The organism is Megamonas sp. Calf98-2 (genome assembly GCF_900110235.1).
GTDB lineage: Bacteria > Bacillota > Negativicutes > Selenomonadales > Selenomonadaceae > Megamonas > Megamonas funiformis.
In genome coordinates this window covers 44219-62369 of sequence record NZ_FOCY01000005.1, presented here as the reverse complement: position 1 = coordinate 62369, position 18151 = coordinate 44219, and the positions used below count along the sequence as shown (strand labels likewise).

General features: G+C 32.1%; 17 protein-coding genes. 4 read left to right on the top strand and 13 right to left on the bottom strand.

The genetic code is table 11. The features are described from left to right. Positions 1-2: 2 nt before the first annotated feature. Together BMX03_RS02610 and BMX03_RS02605 are read right to left on the bottom strand one after the other, a co-directional pair. A complete protein-coding gene (locus tag BMX03_RS02610; protein WP_091693590.1) occupies positions 3-986 on the bottom strand; it encodes a Gfo/Idh/MocA family protein in 984 nt (327 codons plus the stop codon). Between the two features lie 13 nt (positions 987-999). After that, positions 1000-2439 carry a MocR-like pyridoxine biosynthesis transcription factor PdxR gene (locus BMX03_RS02605; RefSeq protein ID WP_091693587.1) on the bottom strand — a complete coding sequence of 480 codons (1440 nt, stop codon included), beginning with the start codon at positions 2437-2439 and terminating at the stop codon, positions 1000-1002. Positions 2440-2553: 114 nt separating this feature from the next. Between BMX03_RS02605 and pdxS the strand changes: the two genes are divergently transcribed. Next, positions 2554-3435 carry a pyridoxal 5'-phosphate synthase lyase subunit PdxS gene (gene pdxS / locus BMX03_RS02600; protein ID WP_282927438.1) on the top strand — a complete coding sequence of 294 codons (882 nt, stop codon included), beginning with the start codon at positions 2554-2556 and terminating at the stop codon, positions 3433-3435. A 6-nt stretch (positions 3436-3441) separates the two neighbouring features. Continuing rightward, positions 3442-4017 (top strand): pyridoxal 5'-phosphate synthase glutaminase subunit PdxT, encoded by a 576-nt coding sequence (pdxT, locus tag BMX03_RS02595; RefSeq protein ID WP_091693584.1) that lies wholly within the window; start codon positions 3442-3444, stop codon positions 4015-4017. A gap of 59 nt (positions 4018-4076) precedes the next feature. On the opposite strand, the gene BMX03_RS02590 is transcribed toward pdxT, so the two are convergent. The 6 genes from BMX03_RS02590 to BMX03_RS02565 all read right to left on the bottom strand — a co-directional run bounded on the left by BMX03_RS02590 (position 4077) and on the right by BMX03_RS02565 (position 10667). Beyond that, positions 4077-5306, bottom strand: a complete 1230-nt coding sequence (locus BMX03_RS02590; protein WP_091693580.1) for an ATP-binding protein — start codon at positions 5304-5306, stop codon at positions 4077-4079. 207 nt (positions 5307-5513) lie between these two features. Then, positions 5514-7028: a phosphohexomutase domain-containing protein gene (locus BMX03_RS02585; protein ID WP_091693577.1), complete on the bottom strand. Its 1515-nt coding sequence runs from the start codon at positions 7026-7028 to the stop codon at positions 5514-5516. Between the two features lie 40 nt (positions 7029-7068). Beyond that, positions 7069-8835, bottom strand: a complete 1767-nt coding sequence (gene recQ / locus BMX03_RS02580; RefSeq protein ID WP_255361397.1) for a DNA helicase RecQ — start codon at positions 8833-8835, stop codon at positions 7069-7071. Then, positions 8825-9709, bottom strand: a complete 885-nt coding sequence (locus tag BMX03_RS02575; RefSeq protein WP_022228579.1) for an NAD(P)-dependent oxidoreductase — start codon at positions 9707-9709, stop codon at positions 8825-8827. Before BMX03_RS02575 ends, recQ begins: the two co-directional genes overlap by 11 nt. Positions 9710-9729: 20 nt before the next feature. Continuing rightward, positions 9730-10185, bottom strand: coding sequence for a metal-dependent hydrolase (locus BMX03_RS02570; RefSeq protein ID WP_022228578.1), 456 nt, complete (start codon positions 10183-10185; stop codon positions 9730-9732). Between the two features lie 20 nt (positions 10186-10205). Then, the gene (locus BMX03_RS02565) at positions 10206-10667 is read right to left on the bottom strand and encodes an HPP family protein (protein WP_015561817.1); all 462 of its coding nucleotides are present in this window, start codon (positions 10665-10667) and stop codon (positions 10206-10208) included. 187 nt (positions 10668-10854) lie between these two features. Between BMX03_RS02565 and BMX03_RS02560 the strand changes: the two genes are divergently transcribed. Next, positions 10855-11454, top strand: coding sequence for a TetR/AcrR family transcriptional regulator (locus BMX03_RS02560; protein WP_018998852.1), 600 nt, complete (start codon positions 10855-10857; stop codon positions 11452-11454). 162 nt (positions 11455-11616) lie between these two features. Continuing rightward, positions 11617-12831 carry a dicarboxylate/amino acid:cation symporter gene (locus BMX03_RS02555; protein ID WP_008539469.1) on the top strand — a complete coding sequence of 405 codons (1215 nt, stop codon included), beginning with the start codon at positions 11617-11619 and terminating at the stop codon, positions 12829-12831. Positions 12832-13194: 363 nt separating this feature from the next. On the opposite strand, the gene BMX03_RS02550 is transcribed toward BMX03_RS02555, so the two are convergent. The 5 genes from BMX03_RS02550 to BMX03_RS02530 all read right to left on the bottom strand — a co-directional run bounded on the left by BMX03_RS02550 (position 13195) and on the right by BMX03_RS02530 (position 18114). Continuing rightward, entirely contained in the window at positions 13195-13797 is a 603-nt protein-coding gene (locus tag BMX03_RS02550; RefSeq protein ID WP_091693569.1) for a DUF1847 domain-containing protein, read from the bottom strand. Positions 13798-13911: 114 nt separating this feature from the next. Continuing rightward, positions 13912-14508: a LysE/ArgO family amino acid transporter gene (locus BMX03_RS02545; protein WP_255361392.1), complete on the bottom strand. Its 597-nt coding sequence runs from the start codon at positions 14506-14508 to the stop codon at positions 13912-13914. Positions 14509-14611: 103 nt separating this feature from the next. Then, on the bottom strand, positions 14612-15529 hold the full coding sequence (murB, locus tag BMX03_RS02540; protein ID WP_022228574.1) for a UDP-N-acetylmuramate dehydrogenase: 918 nt from the start codon (positions 15527-15529) through the stop codon (positions 14612-14614). A gap of 14 nt (positions 15530-15543) precedes the next feature. Next, the gene (trmL, locus tag BMX03_RS02535) at positions 15544-16026 is read right to left on the bottom strand and encodes a tRNA (uridine(34)/cytosine(34)/5-carboxymethylaminomethyluridine(34)-2'-O)-methyltransferase TrmL (RefSeq protein ID WP_008539473.1); all 483 of its coding nucleotides are present in this window, start codon (positions 16024-16026) and stop codon (positions 15544-15546) included. 18 nt (positions 16027-16044) lie between these two features. Then, entirely contained in the window at positions 16045-18114 is a 2070-nt protein-coding gene (locus BMX03_RS02530) for a polyribonucleotide nucleotidyltransferase (protein ID WP_022228573.1), read from the bottom strand. Between the last annotated feature and the right edge of the window lie 37 nt (positions 18115-18151).

Below are 18151 nucleotides of genomic sequence, written 5' to 3'. Positions count from 1 at the left end.
TATCAAATATTAAATTCTACTTTGCCACTTATTCTGGCTTGTTCTAATACTTTCATTACATTTAAGCTATGTTCTAATGTTTTATAACAAGTAGTTAAATCTTGTTGTTTAAAGATTTCTGTGAAGGCTACAAATTCATTGACCATGCGATGATTGTATTTTTCTTTATTTATCAAGATTTCTTCTTCACCTTTTTTATGAACTTTGACTAACGCACAAGCATTTGGCGCACCTACTAATTCCATATAGCCTTTTTCACCTTGAAATACAATTCCGCTGATACTTTCAGAATCTTTAGCTGCACTACATACTACTGTATAATCATCATAATCTAATAATGCTGTACCGGAAATATCTATGCCATTAAAACCTAGGTTTGGTCGATAAATAACTTCTTTTGGTATGCCTAATACGCCCATGACAAAATGTAAATTATAAATATTTAAATCATATAAAGCACCCCCTGCATGTTCAGGGCTAAATGCTGGTGCTACATCTTTATTTAAATATCTATCATAACGGCTAGAATATTGTGCATAATTAGCATGAACATATCTCAATTGACCTATTTGCTTTAAATTTTCTTTTATATATTGATAATTTGGCGCATATAAAATAGTGATAGCTTCAAATAAAAATAGATTTTTAGCTTTAGCTAAATCTATTAATTCTTGTGTCTGTTTTGCTGTGATAGTAAACGGTTTTTCACAAATAACATTTTTCCCTGCTTCTAGTGCTTTTTTTGTATATTCATAATGCACACTGTTGGCTACAGCTACATAAATAAAATCTATTTCGCCATCTTCTAGCATTTGATTATAATCTGTATATATTTTAGCGATATTAAATTTATCTGCTATTTCTTCTGCTTTTTGTCTGCTCTGTGGTCGACTACATATAGCTACTATTTCTAAATCTTGAATATTTTTTATAGCTCCTATCATTTCATGTACAATTTTGCCGTTTCCAGCAATACCTATTTTCATAAGTATTCCCCCTTTAAGATTTAGTTATATTTTGAATTATTTTTATCCCTGTATTTATTTCTGCCAAAGACAAAGTGGCAAAACTCAAACGTATCTGTTTATTAGGGGCATTGCGCACAAAAAACGGTGCACCATCGCAAATTATTACCCCTTCATTTCTAGCTTTTTCAATTATCTCACTTGCATTTAATCTATCCGGCAAATTTAGCCACAAAGATAATCCCCCTTGTGGTTTTAAATAATCTATATCTTTAGGCAAATATTTTTTTGCCATTCTAAGCGCAAATTCAAATTGTGTTTTATACACACTGCGAATAGAATTTAAATGTTCTTGCCATAATCCTTCACGCAAATAATAATCAAAAACTCTCTGTGTAAGTCCAGAAGTCGCTATATCTGAAATATGTTTTACATTTAATAAAGTCTGTGCCAATACTTGGGGCATGATTAAATAAGCAAGTCTTAATCCTGGCATGAAAATCTTTGATAAACTGCGAATATAAATCACTCGATCATCTGTATCATACGCTTTTAAAGGTATAGGCGATTTTTCTTGATAACAAAGACCGCTTATATAATCATCTTCCAAAATATAAGCATTATAAAAACGAGCCAATCCCATTAAACGGCGACAATTAGCTTTTGTATAAGATATACCTGTAGGATTTTGAATATTAGGCATCACATATATCAATTTAGGTCTAAATTTCCTTAATTTATTTTCGAGGTCAACTAAGTCAATACCTTCTTTTGTCAATTTAATATCTATAATTTTTGCTCCACAAGAGCGAAAAGCCGCTATCGCACCTGGATAAGTTGGATTTTCTACAAATACAATATCTCCATGTTTTAAAATAGCACGTGCCACTATATCTATGCCTTGTTGTGCACCTGAAATAATCTGAATGTATTCTGGCGTTGTATTTATCCTTTTTTTCGCTAATTCTTGAGTAATCGATTGGCGAAGTGGCAAATAGCCTTGACTGTCTTGATATGTAAATGCATATCCTTTATCTCTTTCCAAAATTTTATTTACCACTTGCTTAAAAGTCTCTATAGAAATCATATCCGGATTTAAGGATATCGTACTCATATTTATCACATTTTTTTGACCCTGCAAAATTTTTAAATCATCAGTTAAATCAATGGGAATGTGATTATTTTCTTCTAATTCATCAATAGTATTAATCACTTGTTCAGCCACATAACTTCCGCTACCACGCTTACTAAAAATAAAACCATTTTTTTCCAATTCTTTATAAGCGTTAACCACTGTACTTGGATTTACTTGCAAATTTTGAGCTAGATTTCTTACAGCTGGTAATTTATATCCTGGTGATAATAAGTGCTGTTTTATCATTAATTTTATTTGCTCATATAATTGTACATATAAAGGCTCTTTTAAATCTTTGTCTAATTGTATCGATACAAATTCAATTAATTTATCCTTCATTCTTGCTATTTTTTTCTCCTTTATCTATAATTTATAAAATTTAATTTGCAAATTTAAATATTGTATTGATACAATTTTATCATTTTAATTAATATACTACAATCAAAGGAGCCTATCATGAATAATCGTTACAATTTAAATAAAAATCTTGCACAAATGCTCAAAGGCGGAGTTATCATGGATGTTACCAACGTAGAGCAAGCAAAAATAGCTCAAGAAGCTGGTGCTGTTGCAGTTATGGCACTTGAACGTGTACCTGCTGATATACGTCGTGAAGGTGGAGTTGCTCGTATGTCAGATCCTAAAATGATACGAGAAATTAAAGAAGCTGTTTCTATCCCTGTTATGGCAAAAGCTCGCATTGGTCACTTTGTTGAAGCTCAAATATTACAAGCTATCGGCATTGATTACATTGATGAATCAGAAGTTTTAACACCAGCTGATGACGAAAATCATATCTATAAACAAGATTTTGATATTCCTTTTGTTTGTGGTGCTAGAAATTTAGGTGAAGCACTTCGTCGAATTGGTGAAGGTGCTAGTATGATTAGAACAAAAGGTGAAGCAGGTACTGGAAATGTCATTGAAGCTGTTCGTCATTTTAGAACTATGCAAAAAGATATCAATAGAGTAAAATCTGCCACATCTAGTGAGTTAATGCATATCGCTAAAGAAATGGGAGCACCTTTTGATTTAGTTTGTTATGTACATGAACATGGAAAACTTCCTGTTGTTAATTTTGCAGCTGGTGGTATTGCCACTCCTGCTGATGCTGCCTTAATGATGCAATTAGGTGTTGATGGTGTATTTGTAGGCTCTGGTATCTTCAAATCCGGTGATCCACAAAAACGAGCAAAAGCTATTGTCGAGGCTACTACTTTTTATAATGATCCTGAAAAACTAGCTAAAATATCAGAAAATCTCGGTGAAGCTATGGTCGGTATAGAAATAGATACTATTCCTCAAGAACAACAAATGGCAAAACGTGGCTGGTAATTTGATATGAATAAAATAATTGGTATTTTAGGTATGCAAGGGGCTATTGCTGAACATCAAGAAATCTTATTGCAAATACCACATACAAAAACTCGTATAGTAAAAACAGCCAAAGATTTAGATTGTATTGATGGGCTTATTTTACCTGGTGGCGAGTCTACAGCTATAGGAAAACTTCTTGATTATTTTAGCTTAAAAGAAATTTTACGGCAAAAAATCATTTCAGGTTTACCTGTATTTGGCACTTGTGCTGGTTTAATTTTACTTGCTAAAAATATTGAAAATCAAACAAATACGCATCTTGAAACTATGGATATAACAGTTAAACGCAATGGCTATGGCTCTCAATTAGATAGTTTTTCTACCAATTTATTAATTCCTACCATAGATAAAAATATGCCTATTCCTTTAGTATTTATTCGTGCTCCCTACATCACTAAAACAGATAAAGATGTACAAATTTTAGCTACTTTAGATAATAAAATCATAGCTGCACGACAAAAAAATATGCTTGTAAGCTCTTTTCACCCGGAATTAACTTGTGATTTAAGATTTCATCAATATTTCCTATCAATGATTTAAATCTATAATAAAAAATTCAATGAAATTTTCTAATAAAAAAGCAGGAAAAATCCTGCTTTTTATTTATTATAAACTTGCCCTAAATAATGTGTTACAAACTGTTGTGCTATTCTGCCGGAGCGTCCAGAATGTTCTTTTTCCCATGCCCCTGCTTTTACACGCAATTCTTCTTTAGATAATTCTATGCCATGCTGTTTTAATAAACCATCTACAATATCTAAATATTCTTGTTGGTTTGGTGCCATATAATAGATGATTAACCCAAATCTATCAGAAAGTGAAATAGTTTCATTCAATGTATCACTACGATGCATATCATCATCATTTGCCCCTCTATCTTTATAACTTTCTTTAATCAAATGACGGCGATTTGATGTAGCATAAATAAGTACATTTTCAGGTTTTGCCGAAGCACCACCTTCAATTGCTGATTTTAAATATTTATATTCCACTTCAAATTCTTCAAAAGATAAATCATCTAAGAAAATGATGAATTTCTTACTGCTAAAATCTCGCAAATGCTCCATAATAACAGGTAAATCTATTAATTGTTCTTTAGTTAATTGAACTAAACGCAAACCCTTATCAAAGAAAGAATTTACCACTGCTTTTACACCTGAAGATTTTCCTGTACCTCTTGCTCCTACAAGTAAAACATTATTTGCTGGCTTATCTTCTACAAAGGCTTTCGTATTGGCTAATAATTCTTGTTTCTGATATTCATAGCCTATTAAATCTTGAAGCTTCATCGTTTCAAAATGTTTAATACCAACTAAACTATCCTCATCTCTATCCCAACGGAAAGCTCGATAATCTGCCATATCTCCACTGCCAAATGTTCTATAATAATTGATAAAAACATCTGCCTTATCCTTGCTAGTTTGTGCTTTATCTAGATTTTCTACTAATAAATTGAACGCTGTAGATTGATTAATATTTGTCGGTTCATAATCATCTAATAAATCGCAATCCAAAAGTAAACTAGGTTTTAAAAGCAATAATTTTTCTATTAATTCAATATCATGACAAAAAGCTTGATACAAACTTTTACCAATTTTACCACCAGATTTTTCCACTGCATAAGATACACAATTACTTTGATGAGCCACAGTATAAATCATATATGAACGTATAATATTTCCAGATAAACCCAACTGCTCCGCTTTATTAATCAACTTAGCAGCAACAGCCCCTTTATTTAAATTTTCTCGAGAAATAGTTTTCTCGATATCTCTAAAAACATCATCATTAAATAAATCTTGAAATACCAATAAATTATGTAAATCCATAAAAATACTCCTTTCAAATGCGTTTCCTTATAGTTTACAACATTTCAATAAAAAATTAAACACACCAGCAAAAATTATTTTATAAACTATGTAAGAGTATCTATGGAAAAAACAAACATAAAATAAAAACCTCGAGAAACATACAACTACCTTTCTCGAGGTTTTTATTATTAATAATATAAACTTCTGTTATTTTCCGTTATATTATTATTTGTCAAATACAGAGATATCTAATTGGTCAAAACCACTTAATAATTCTTTCATCATAGCTGTGATTTTTGCACAATCGCCTTCACCATTACCTTCTACATTAAGTGGCATATTAGGATCATGTAAAGATTGACGAAGCAATGCCCAACCATTTGCTTCACCTTTAAAGCTAATGCGTACACCTTCATAATTTGGTGTTACAATATGGTATCCTTTTTCTTTTGCACGAGCAGTAAATGTTTCTAAAACTTTTGCCCCATAAGCTTTGAAATCCTCACCTTTTAATTTTAAGCGATATTCTGCTGTTTCAAATTGTGGTTCAAGTTTTTCAATCAAGCTGTTTAAAGTTTTGCCTTCTGCTTTTGTCTGTGCTGCAGCAATCAAGAGTTTAACTGCCATATATGCACCATCATCAAGATAATAATTTTCTTTAAGTGCACCATGACCACTTGTTTCAATAGCAAGTGGAGATACTACGCCTTCTTCATTTAAGCGTTTGCATTCATTGATTACATTTTTATAACCACGTTGGAAACGATGATGTTTTAAATGTAATTCACCTTCTAAAAATGCAGTCAATTTATCGGAAGTTACAGAGTCAGTAACGATAGTAGAATTTGGATAATCTTTCACTAAGATAGCAGCCATCATAGCAATTAGTGCATCACGATTTACTTCTTGACCATCGCTAAATACAGCAGACATTCTATCTACGTCAGTGTCAAAAATCAAACCTAAATCAGCTTTATTATTAAGCACTGCACCGCGAATAGCATCCATAGCTTCTTTATTTTCTGGATTTGGAATGTGATTTGGGAAATGTCCATCTGGATCTAAGTATAAACTACCTGTAGTATCTGCACCTAACTGAGCTAAAACTTTTTGTGCAAAAAATCCGCCAGCACCGTTACCTGCATCTACTACGATATGATTGCCTGTAAGTGGTTTATCATAATTGTCTTTGCTGTTGATACCTTCACGGATTTTTGTGCAAAGATTTTCAGCATAAAGAGAAACTAAATCAAATTTTTCTACACTGCTGATATCTGCTATCTGTTCAGTCAATTCACAAGCGATTTTGAGCATATCAGTGAGATCTTTCTTTTCCATACCGCCATTTTCTGGTTCAAAGAATTTAATACCATTTCGATTAAATGGAAGATGGCTTGCAGTAATCATCATAGAACCATCATATTTTGTTTCTTCATATACTAAAGACATAAACATTGCTGGAGTTGTAGCCATAGAGCAATCAACAGCTGTTGCTCCTTGAGCTACAATTGCCATTAAAGCTTGTTGTTTTAACATTGGTGCAGAAATACGAGAATCATGACCTACTGCAATTTTTAATTCACTTGCTTTTTTGCCACTTTTTTTGCTGAGCCATAAAACGAAAGCTTGCACAATGCGATTAGCATATTCTGGTGTCAAAGTAACAGGTTCATCAGCTACACCTTCAACTGCTACACCTCTGACATCACTGCCGTTTTGTAATTTTAAAATTGGATCCATAAAATCTACCCCTTTTTCTCTTAATCTATACTAAATATCTTTACGATATGTAGCTCTTTATCACTGTTAAAAATTCCTCACCATATTTTTGTAATTTAAATTCACCTACACCGCGAATATTTTTCATCAATTCTAAATCAGTCGGTTTATCTGTTGCCATCTGTGTAAGTGTAGCATCAGAAAAAATCATATATGGTGGTAATTTTTCTTTTGTTGCTAATTCTTTACGCAAACTACGTAAAGCTTCAAATAATTCACCTTTAGCCTTGGCTTTTTTAACAATTACCATCTTTTGCCAAACCTTTTTTTGACCGCGAAGCACTTGCCATGACAATTCATTTAAAGTAACCACTGGATATTGGCTTTCTGTGATATCTAAGTATTGCATAGCGCTAAGTCTTAAAATTAAATCACTGATATCTTTTAGCTTTCGCTCTTTCATCAAGCCATACGTAGATAAACGCTCAAAATTAAATTGTTTTACTTTCGCACTTTTTGAACCTTTTAAGACTTCAGCTATCATTTTCACGCCGAAGCGTTCATGCATACGATAGACACACGATAAAACCTTTTGTGCATCAATTGTAATATCTATTAATTCGCCTTCTAATTTGCAATTACTACAATTATCACAATGTTCTTCTACATCAAATTCACCAAAATAATGCAAGATAAATGCTCTTAGACATTGCGGTATATGACAATAATCCACCATTGACTGCAATCTTTTATATTCTAATTGTTGACGAATTTCACTTTCTGTAGATTTACTTATCAAAAACTTTTGAAGCTGTGTATCTTGCGGACTATACAGTAAAATACAATTTCCTGAAAGTCCGTCGCGACCTGCTCTACCTGCTTCTTGATAATACGCTTCCATATTTTTCGGCATATTATAATGAATAACATAGCGTACATTTGGCTTATCTATACCCATACCAAAAGCATTCGTCGCCACCATGACAGAAAGATTATCATAGAGAAAATCTTCTTGCATTTGATTTCTTTCCTCATCTGTCATACCGGCATGGTATCTACCTGCTTTAATGCCCTTTATTTCCAATAAAACTTGCAAAGCATCTACATCTTTTCTAGTGCCCACATAGATAATTCCAGCTTCATCTTGATGTTTTTTTACATAATCTATGACAAATTTATCTTTCACTTCTCCTCTTAATACGGAAAAATATAAATTTGGTCTATCAAAACCAGTTACAAATACATTAGGTTGTTTAAGTCCCAATAAATTTATAATATCTGTTTTTACCTCTGGTGTAGCTGTTGCTGTAAAAGCACTGATAATCGGCTTAATGCGCAATGAATTAGTAAAATTTAAGATATTGCGATAACTAGGACGAAAATCATGTCCCCATTGTGATAAACAATGCGCTTCATCAACTGCTACCATACTAATATTTAAATTTTTAAAACTATCTGGTAAATATTCAGATGTCAATCGCTCTGGTGCTATATAAATAATTTTATAAAAACCAGCAGATATGTCCTGTAAATCCTTATATAATTGAGCCTTACTGACAGAACTATTAATATATACTGCCGCTATCCCTAGCTGACGCAAACTATCAACTTGGTCTTTCATCAAAGAAATAAGTGGCGATATAACAAGTGTTACCCCTTCAAATAATAATGCAGGGATTTGAAAACAAATAGATTTTCCCGCACCTGTAGGCATAATCGCCACTGTATCATTTTTATTTAATAAACTTTCAACTACTTTTTTCTGCCCTGGTCGAAAGTCTTCATATCCATAAAATTTTTGTAGTATTTGTCTTGCTTTATTCAGCATCATAATATTTCAATAAGGCTTGAGTGCCATTATTTTCATAACCTTCTTTGGCTAATTTTTCATATAGAGATTTTGCCAATTTCAATCCTGGTAAATCTAAATTCATTTCATCAGCTGACTCTATAGCTATTTTCATATCTTTAATAAAATGTTTAATGAAAAATCCTGGTGCAAAATCACCTTTTAACATTCTTGGTGCTAAATTGCTAAGCGACCATGAACCTGCTGCACCTGTAGAAATTACATCTAATAAATCTTGAGGATTTAATCCACATTTTTTCGCATAAGCAACAGCTTCACAAACACCCATCATATTAGAAGCAATGGCTATTTGATTGCTCATTTTTGCATATTGACCAGAACCTGCTTTGCCAAAATAGCAAATAGTTTTTCCCATAGCTTCAAAAATCGGCAAAACTTCTTCATAAACTTCTTTATCGCCACCGACCATAATGGCAAGTGTACCATTTTTTGCTCCTACATCTCCACCAGATACAGGTGCATCTAAAGATTTTATTTCATATTTTTGAGCTTCTTGATAAATCTCTCGAGCCAGTCTTGGACTAGAAGTAGTCATATCTATAATTATGCTTTGTGGTTTCAAATTTTTAATTACACCATTTTCACCTAAATAGATTTCTGCTACATCTTGAGGATAACCCACCATAGAGATGATTACATCTACATTTTGGGCTAAAGCTTTAGCACTATCAAACCATTTTGCACCTTTGGCTAATAAATTTTCAGCTTTTTGCTTTGTACGTGTATAAACCATGACTTCATATCCAGCTTTTAAGAGATTATCTGCCATGGATTTTCCCATTACACCTATACCAATAAAACCAATTTTTAGTTTTTGCATATATTTCACCACTTTCTTTTACCTGAAACTTATTACAACATAAATTTATAATATAAAGCAGCTACACAAATCGTATAACTTATAAAATATTCCCATGAACTGCCCACGCGAAATAATTTTATACCTATTTTTCGCTTTCGCCAGATAAGTGGCACCTTGCCACAAATTCCATCTTCAATAATATGAAGTAAAGCACCTACACAGACAAATATCGGAACTTGTGCTATTTCCCAAAATAAGTCTTTTAATATACCAACTTCATGTAAATAAAATAAAATAGCGATTATCGCTAAATAAGGCACTGTCCAATGTGTATTTTGGCGATGCTTTGAACGCCACTTCCAATAAGCTTTACTTTCTTTTGGTGGTTTACCTTCCAATCTATCTGGCAATACACTACCAAAAAAACTATATGCTGCATATAAAAAATTTCCTGTTCCTGCAAATACAACTACAGTCGTTACTAATTTATGATTAGCCCACTTCACAAAAATTCTCCTTAAAATTATTATCTATGCCATAAAGGATAATCTCTATGTAAAATAAATCTATTATAGACTATAGCAATAAAAACTAATAAACAAATTCCTGGTATTACATCAAATAAAAAATAATTGATAATACCTTGTTCATTCGCTTTTAATAATATAATCGGCATAGCAGCAGATGGTGGGTGAATTGCTTTAAACCACGATTTCACTAACATGGCTATAGCTACACCTAAAGCATAAACAATCCAATTATGCCCTAAAATATAAGCCATTAAAATACCTACAATACTTGTAATAATATAGCCTAAGATAATATTTCTCGGCTGAGCATATTCACTGTCATATAGTAAAAAAGCGATTATACTTGTCGCTCCAAATGGTGCTAATAATAAATTATTATCAATAGATTTAGATACTAAAGCTACAATACCAATGCCGAAAAAAATACCAATAGCTGATAGTATTTCATCTTTTTTCATAAAATTGAAATCCTTTATATTTTTTCCTTAAATCTAATTGCAATTATATCAAAAAATAACATTAATTTATAGCATACTATTGAAAAACTATTACGGTTTGAGAAAAAAGATAAATGCCATTATAATATATTTTAAAGAAAACGAACCGCATTCATTTTTATAAAATATAAATAAACAGGTGATTATTTTGGAACATACACTTAGTAAACGTGAAGCAAAAAAAATAAAATCAAAAAAAACCATCATTCAATCCGCTATCGTATTATTCGCTCAAAAAGGTTTGAAAGATACTTCTATTGCTGATATCATGCAAAAAGCTAATTTAGGTATTGGCACATTTTATAATTATTTTCAATCTAAAGATGATTTACTCCGTAGTCTGCTCATTCAATTAGCTATGGATATTCGTCAACATTATCTTGAATCTATAAATAAAGAAAAAACTCAAGCTCAAGTATTAGAAGGACTTGTTTTATATACTGCTAATCTACTAGACCAAAATCGTTTTATTTTGCCATTATTTATGCGCGCTGTAGATAGAAGTGCATTAACTATACAGCCACATGTTTCGATAAAAAAACCACTTCCATTCAAAGATATTTTTGATGAAATCATTAAAACTGGTCAAGATAATGGCGAATTTCGCAGTGATATTCCAGCTGAAATTATCACAGAAATGTTTCATTCTCTATTTCAATCTGCTTCTTTTAGTAGCCTACCACTTAAATATCAAGAAAACATTCGCTATAAATTAAATTTAGTGCTTTCCGGTATTATTTTAAAATAAAATTTGTACGTATACAAAAAACAAATAAACATTTTAAAAGATATTTTGTGCGTATTTTTTCTAAAAGCTACAGTATAGTTGTAAATTCACTCCAAAAAGAGTATAATTTCGTTATGTTATTTTTATATAATATACAAATATATCTTTAGGAGGTCTTTTATAATGACAGCAAAAATGATCATTAATAAGCTCGGTACGCTTATTCTCATTGCCATGATTTTAGGCATTGCTGTTGGTTTGGCTTTAGGTGAAACAGCACAAATCTTTGCGCCAATCGGCGATTTATTTATGCAATTAATCAAAATGGTCGTAGTACCTATGGTTTTATTCTCACTAATTGGTGGTGCGGCTTCACTAGGAAATTCTAGTTCTGCTGGGAAAATCGGTCTTTTAACATTTATTTATTATACAATTACTACTATCATTGCTACTGTTATAGGTCTTATTTTCAGTGTAGTATTTAAACCAGGTGAAGGAATTAGTTTAGCTAGTTTAGGAGTTCAAGCTTCTAGTGAATATGCTGATAAAGGCGGTATCCCTGGATTTTGGGAAACTTTAATCGGTTTTGTTCCTGCAAATCCTTTTGAAGCTCTCGTTTCTGGTAATATTTTACAAATCATTGTATTTAGCTTATTTATTGGTTTTGCTATCGCTAACTTAAGCGGTGAAAAGAAAGAATTCTTACTTAAATTCTTCAATTACATGACTGAGGTTACTGTAAATATTATGACTGCTATTATGTGTATTGCACCTCTTGGTGTATTCGGCTTAATGGCAGGTTCTATCGGTAAATTCGGTTCAGAAATTTTAGTAAAACTAGCTTATCTTGTAGTATTATATATTATCGTTCTCCTCATCGTTAATTATGGTGTTATTGGCGGTAGTGTTGCTATGTTTTCTAAATGTACTACATTTAAACAATTCTTTAAATCTATGTACAAAGTTCAATTATTCGCTTTCACTACTGCATCTTCCATGGCTACATTACCACTTAATATGAAAACAACTATTGAAGAATTACATGTTTCTAAAGAAACTACTTCTTTTGCACTTCCTCTCGGTGCCACTATCAATATGAATGGTAATGCTGCTTATTATGCTATGGCTGCTATCTTCTTTGCTCAAATGTTTGGTATCGAACTCACTATTACACAATATATAGCCATTATCTTTACTTCTACAGTTGGTGCTGTAGGTCAAGCAGGTGTTCCTGGCCCTACACTTTTAGTAGTAGCCGTTCTCATGTCTGCTAATATTCCAATCGAAGCACTTCCAATTTTATTCGGTGTTGACCGTATTTTCGATATGCTTCGTACTGCTGTAAATATCACAGGCGATGCTGCTTGTGCAACTATCGTTGATAGATTTAGAGAATAATAATTAAACTGTTCATTTCTTTGATGACAAAGAAACGAACCAAAGAAATCACCGCAGATAAAATTTTAGTTTTGAAAATAATTATCGCTTCATACAACGCTTAGAAACTCGCTTCGCTCAAACATTCAGACTAAAACCGTATTCAACGATAATTATTTTCAATAACCTCACGGTTACCACTAAAATTTTATAATGCGGAAAAATAAATATTACCAAATATTATTAAGGTAGATTATAGAATTACTCTTATTTATTATTCGTTTTTATAATCTCCACATTTTAGCATCTTTTTACAGTATCCAAGAACTATTAATAAAAAAGGAACAATATTTTGATGTATATCAAAATATTGTTCCTTTTTATTTATATTTCATTTTCTTCCATTAATTTTAGTTTTTTTCGCCAATAACGTGAATAAATTGCACCTAATGGATTATGGGCAAGCACTCTATCTTTTGCAACTAATGTAGTTACAGGGCCATTACAATTTTTATTAAATATAGCATCATGACCTACACATAGACCACAAGAAATAAATAAATCACAACCTGCTTGATTTAAAAATTCAGCTTGATATTTAGGATTACACATACTTTCTGTTGCACTTTGAGGATTTATTTTTTTCAAACCTAATTTATCTTTTGCTATCGCACAATTTTTACAGCAAATAGATACTACTTCAAATTCACGTGCTAAAAATTTATTAATTAAATAAGCTTCTTTATTTAAACCGATACAAAAAGCTAAACCTAATTTTTTATAGCCCATTTGTTTGGCAAATTCTACAGTTTCCTCTAAACGTGTAAGCTCACTATAATATGTGGCTTCCACAAAAGCTGCCGCTTTCATTATTTTTTTCTCTTCATCTGTATATAAATCAATTACTTCATCTTGATTTATTTTTTTACAACTAATACCTCTGCCTGCACAAATATGACTTTTACAATTCGCACAATCACCAATCATATTAACACCTCCAAATAAGTATATATTTATTTTATTATACAACAAAACCCTAAAAGTATTAAAACTCTTAGGGTCTTAATCAAGATAATTCCAAAATTTAATTATATGTATAATTCATAATAAATCTAAACAAAACATATACAATAAATTTAATCCATATAAAAACAAAATAATAGCACAAATAAGATTAATATATTTAACAAATCTATATAATTTATTTATAAATTTATGTGCTATAAAAGCTAATACAGAAAACCATAAACAAGAAGCGATACAAACTCCTATGATAAAATATATAAAACTATCTCCCACTAAAGATGTTCTAAAGCTACCTAAAATCAATGAACCATCAATAATAGCTTGAGGATTTAACCATGCTACAGAAAAAGCCGAAATAATTATTTTTGACAATCTATAATCATGAGTTGATTTTATTTCTAATTTGCTATTCGTTCTCCATAAATCAAAAGCAATATAGAAAATAACCATAGCTCCAATAAACATCACGAAATCACGTAAAAATTGATATTTATCTAATAAAATTCCAATACCTAAATAACAACTAATAGCTAACGAAATATCAAATATAATTACAAATATCGTAGTCAAACAAATTATTTTTACATTTCTTTGCATAGCAGAATTAATAACATATATATTTTGTATGCCAATAGGCATAACATAAGCCAATCCAAATAATAAGCCCTGCATAAAATATATCATTTTTATATCCTTAATAGTTAATAATTTATTTTCAATTTAAATAAAAAGCTATAGCAAAATAAATTCTTTGCTATAGCTTTTATGTTATATTTTATTGTTCACCAATCATCTTTACTTCTGGATAAAGTTTCACGCCATGAGCTTTATAAACTCTATCTTGTACTTCTTTGATTAAATCAAGTACATCTTGAGCTGTTGCTCCGCCGATATTAACTACAAAACCAGCATGTTTTTTAGAAACTTGCGCACCACCAACAGTGAGACCTTTTAAACCTGTTTGGTCAATTAAAGTCCCTGCAAAATATCCAGGTGGGCGTTTAAAAGTACTACCTGCACTTGGATATTCAAGTGGTTGTTTTGTTTCTCTACGATTAGTCAAATCTGCCATTTTAGCTAAAATCTCATCTTGATTTCCTTCTTGTAATTCTAATTCAACTTCTAAAATCAAATTATCATTATCTTGGAAAATACTATGACGATAAGAAAATTGAGCTTCTTCATTTGTATAGTATACGAGGTTTCCTTCTTTATCAATAGCACTAACGCGATGAACTACATTTTTTATTTCACCATCATAAGCACCAGCATTCATGAAGATACAACCACCGATACTACCTGGGATACCCACTGCAAATTCAAGACCTGTAAGTGAAGCTTCACCTGCAAATTTAGAAACATCAACCATTAAAGCACCACATTGAGCTTTAATGAAATTACCATCTCTTGTAATTTTAGCAAAACGTTCATTTAAATTTACAACAATACCACGAATACCTTTATCCATGACTAACAAATTAGAGCCATTGCCAAGCATTGTAAGTGGTACATCATATTCTTTTACTATTTTTATAACAGCGATAGCTTCTTCAACTGTTGAAGGCATTACAAAGCAATCAGCTGGACCGCCAATTTGAAATGTAGTATGTTTAGACATTGGCTCATCTATTAACACACTATCTTCTGGCAAAATTTGTTTTAATTTAGCTATACATTCATTTAAGTTTTGCATTATTTATGCTCCTATCAATCTAAATGATCAAAACCAACTTGTTTTAAATTTGCATAATCAAGTTGTCGCATAGCCTCATAGGCAATTACAGCCACAGAATTAGATAAATTTAAAGAACGTGATTCACTTATCATCGGTATACGAATGCAATCGTCCCAATGTTCTTTTAAAATACTTTCAGGAATACCTGCTGTTTCTTTACCAAAAACAAGCATATCATCCATGCCATAAGTTACATCACTGTGTACATGATTGGCTTTTGTTGTAGCATAATGAAATTTATGACCTTTATATTTTTCTAAAACTTCATCAAAGTTTTCATGATAATGCACTTTTACTAAATGCCAATAATCAAGACCTGCTCTTTTTAAATATTTATCATCAGTAGAAAAACCAAGTGGTTTTACTAAATGAAGTTCAATACCTGTATTTGCACAAAGACGTGCAATATTACCAGTATTTGCTGGAATTTCAGGTTCAATCAAAACAATATGCACTTATTTTCACCAGCCTTATTAAAGAAGCACTTTATGAGAAAGATTTACTCTACCTTGACGGTCAATTTCTGTAACTTTTACTTCTAATTCATCGCCAATATTTACAACATCTTCTACTTTTCCTACGCGTTCTTTTGCTAATTGAGAAATATGGCACAAGCCTTCTTTACCTGGTAAAATTTCTACAAATGCACCGAAATTCATAATGCGTGTAACTTTACCTTTATAAACTGCACCAACTTCAACTTCAGCAGTTAAAGCATTGATCATATCTTGAGCTTTCTGTGCAGATTCAGCACCTACTGCTGTGATAAATACATTACCATCATCATGAATATCGATTTGCACACCAGTTTCATCAATTATTTTTTTAATTGTTTTTCCGCCTGGTCCAATTACATCGCGAATTTTATCAGTAGGGATTTTCATGCTATTTACACGTGGAGCGTATGGAGATAATTCTTTATTTGGTTCACTGATACATTCAAGCATTTTGCTTAAGATAAATTCACGGCCACGTTTTGCTTGAGCAAGAGCATCTGCTAAAATTTCTCTGCTAAGACCATCTACTTTGATATCCATTTGAATAGCTGTGATACCATCTGGAGTACCTGCTACTTTGAAGTCCATATCACCAAGAGCATCTTCCATACCTTGGATATCTGTTAAAATTGTGTAAGCATCGCCATCTTTTACTAAACCCATTGCACAACCAGATACTGGTTTTTTAATAGGTACACCAGCATGCATTAAGGAAAGTGTACTACCGCATACACTACCCATGGAGCTAGAACCATTGGATTCTAAAACTTCAGATACAAGGCGAAGTGTATAAGGGAATTCTTCTACAGAAGGAATAACTGGCACTAATGCACGTTCTGCAAGCGCACCATGACCGATTTCACGACGACCTGGGCTACGCATTGGACGAGCTTCACCAACGGAATAACCTGGGAAATTATAATGATGAATATAACGTTTAGATGTATCATCACCGATACCATCAATTACTTGTTCATCACCTAAAGCGCCAAGTGTAGTAACATTTAAAATTTGAGTCTGTCCACGAGTGAAAAGTGCACTACCATGTGTACGAGGTAAAATACCTACTTCACAGCTAATAGGACGAACTTCTTCTAAGCCACGACCATCTGGACGAATTTTTTCATGAGTGATCATGTGACGTACAATGCCTTTTAAAGTTTTGTAGAGCACATAATCTATTTCCATATCCATTTCTGGGTAAAGTTCTAAGAAATGTTCTTTTGCTTGTGCTTTTACTTCTGCTACATGTTCATCACGGCGAAGTTTATCAGCATCACGAACAGCAGCATCAAATTTATCATAAGTGTATTCATGAATAGCATTTACAAGTTCTTCTGGAACAGTAAATAATTTTGGCTGATGTTTTTCTTTACCGCATTTTTCCATCATTTCTTGCTGGAATTTTACTAAACGTTTGATTTCTTCATGACCAAATAAAATAGCATCAAGAACAACTTCTTCGGATAATTCATTTGCACCAGCTTCAACCATCATTACAGCATCATAAGAACCTGCTACAGTCAAGTTTAAATCAGATTTTTCACGCTGTTCAACTGTTGGATTAATAACAAATTCGCCATCAATGCGACCAACACGAACACCAGCGATTGGTCCTAAAAATGGAATGTCAGAAATAGAAAGCGCACAAGATGCACCAATCATACCAGCGATTTCTGGAGCATTATCTTGTTCTACAGATAAAACTGTAGCTACAATCTGAACATCATTTCTATAACCTTCTGGGAATAATGGGCGAATAGGTCTGTCGATTAAACGGCTATTTAAGATAGCAGATTCAGCAGGACGACCTTCTCTTTTTATAAAACCGCCAGGTATTTTACCAACAGCGTACATTTTTTCTTCATAATCAACTGTTAAAGGGAAAAAATCTACTCCCTCACGTGGCTCAGCAGAAGCTGTTGCTGTTACTAAAACGACAGTTTCACCATATCTAACTAATACAGCGCCATTTGCTTGTTTCGCCATTTTGCCTGTTTCTACAACAAAACTGCGACCGCCAAGTGTTGTTTCAAAAGTATACATAACTTACCTCCTATTTATGTATTTATCAATATTTTAA

What these genes read in the sequence shown, in the direction of transcription:
- pdxT (WP_091693584.1), top strand. Translation starts at nt 3,442, where the DNA reads ATGAATAAAATAATTGGTATTTTAGGTATGCAAGGGGCTATTGCTGAA.
- BMX03_RS02565 (WP_015561817.1), bottom strand. Translation starts at nt 10,667, where the DNA reads ATGAAAAAAGATGAAATACTATCAGCTATTGGTATTTTTTTCGGCATT.
- BMX03_RS02545 (WP_255361392.1), bottom strand. Translation starts at nt 14,508, where the DNA reads ATGCAGGGCTTATTATTTGGATTGGCTTATGTTATGCCTATTGGCATA.
- BMX03_RS02555 (WP_008539469.1), top strand. Translation starts at nt 11,617, where the DNA reads ATGACAGCAAAAATGATCATTAATAAGCTCGGTACGCTTATTCTCATT.
- recQ (WP_255361397.1), bottom strand. Translation starts at nt 8,835, where the DNA reads ATGCTGAATAAAGCAAGACAAATACTACAAAAATTTTATGGATATGAA.
- BMX03_RS02550 (WP_091693569.1), bottom strand. Translation starts at nt 13,797, where the DNA reads ATGATTGGTGATTGTGCGAATTGTAAAAGTCATATTTGTGCAGGCAGA.
- BMX03_RS02605 (WP_091693587.1), bottom strand. Translation starts at nt 2,439, where the DNA reads ATGAAGGATAAATTAATTGAATTTGTATCGATACAATTAGACAAAGAT.
- BMX03_RS02530 (WP_022228573.1), bottom strand. Translation starts at nt 18,114, where the DNA reads ATGTATACTTTTGAAACAACACTTGGCGGTCGCAGTTTTGTTGTAGAA.
- BMX03_RS02610 (WP_091693590.1), bottom strand. Translation starts at nt 986, where the DNA reads ATGAAAATAGGTATTGCTGGAAACGGCAAAATTGTACATGAAATGATA.
- BMX03_RS02585 (WP_091693577.1), bottom strand. Translation starts at nt 7,028, where the DNA reads ATGGATCCAATTTTAAAATTACAAAACGGCAGTGATGTCAGAGGTGTA.
- murB (WP_022228574.1), bottom strand. Translation starts at nt 15,529, where the DNA reads ATGCAAAACTTAAATGAATGTATAGCTAAATTAAAACAAATTTTGCCA.
- BMX03_RS02590 (WP_091693580.1), bottom strand. Translation starts at nt 5,306, where the DNA reads ATGGATTTACATAATTTATTGGTATTTCAAGATTTATTTAATGATGAT.